Raw genomic sequence first — 1,239 nt, 5'->3', positions numbered from 1 at the left:
CAGGGTGAGATCGCGAACATTTTTTGAGCGCTTATAAGCAATTTGACCTGACGTCCGTGCTGTGATCTTATACTCCCTTTTTCGGGAGCCTTCCATGACCATCGATGTATTTTCCCAGCATTTCGGCAGTATTAAAGATCCTCGACAAAGCGCTAAAGTAAGCTATCCGTTGTTCGATGTGCTGTTCCTAACCGTATGTGCAACGATTGGCGGAGCCAATGGCTGGGAAGATATCGAAGACTTTGGTGAAGCCCACTTCCACTGGTTCCGTGAAAAGGGGCTATTTACTGCAGGCCTACCAGTACACGATACCATTGCCCGATTGATTTCACGCCTCGACCCAGCACAGTTCCAACAGTGCTTTAGCAAGTGGATGCTCGCTGTAAATGAGCAAACCAATGGGCAGCTAATCGCAGTCGATGGCAAGGTGCTCCGCAGCTCCTATACACGGGATGACCGCAAGTCGACGATACACATGGTCAGTGCCTTTGCCACCGCCAATGGCGTCGTGATGGGGCAAGTAAAAACCGATGCCAAATCCAATGAGATTACGGCTATCCCCGAGCTGCTCAATGCACTCGACATCAAGGGAGCGCTGGTGTCGATAGACGCCATGGGTTGCCAAACCGATATCGCAAAAACGATAACAGACAAGAAAGCTGATTACTTGCTGGCGGTAAAAGGCAATCAGGAAACCCTCTACAAAGCGGTGAAAGCTCAACTGAAGCCCGTTATTGAAGACCCGATTGTGTGTATCGAGAAAGGCCGTGGCCGTAAAGAAGCGAGAGCGTATGCGGTGCTACCTGCCACCGAACTGGCGGAAGAGTTCGCGCATTGGCCTGGGCTGAAAACGCTCGGTGTTGCAATGGGTTACCGCTTGGCAGATAACGGCAAAGAGTCGCTAGAATACCGCTACTACATCAGTTCGGCAGAACTCAGCAAAGAGCAATTCGCCGACGCAGTACGCGGTCATTGGGGTATCGAAAACAGCCTTCACTGGGTACTTGATACATCGTTCAGCGAAGATGACTGCCAAATTTACCGAGAGAACGCCGCTGAGCTTTTGGCGATTGTCCGCCATATGGCGCTGAACTTGCTGCGACAGGAAACAGGTAAAAAAGCCAGCATCAGGCGTAAGCAAAATATTGCGGCAATGAACACAACTTACCTTGAACAGGTGCTATCAGCAGGGTTCTCAGAGAAATAGAGTGAAAAGTAACCATTCACGCTCTCACCCTG

Annotated in this window: 1 protein-coding gene; it reads left to right on the top strand. The window is 50.4% G+C overall.

What is annotated here, in order from left to right:
* Positions 1-94: 94 nt before the first annotated feature.
* The gene (locus G462_RS0120120) at positions 95-1,207 is read left to right on the top strand and encodes an ISAs1 family transposase (protein ID WP_026960567.1); all 1,113 of its coding nucleotides are present in this window, start codon (positions 95-97) and stop codon (positions 1,205-1,207) included.
* Positions 1,208-1,239 lie beyond the last annotated feature (32 nt).

This window comes from Aliagarivorans taiwanensis DSM 22990 (genome assembly GCF_000429505.1).
In the GTDB taxonomy this organism is placed as follows: domain Bacteria; phylum Pseudomonadota; class Gammaproteobacteria; order Enterobacterales; family Celerinatantimonadaceae; genus Aliagarivorans; species Aliagarivorans taiwanensis.
Note: the sequence above shows the minus strand (reverse complement) of the source record. Positions and strands in the feature narration are given on the sequence as shown.

Excerpts from the sequence above, each read along its gene's own strand:
- G462_RS0120120 (WP_026960567.1), top strand. The coding sequence starts at position 95 with ATGACCATCGATGTATTTTCCCAGCATTTCGGCAGTATTAAAGATCCT.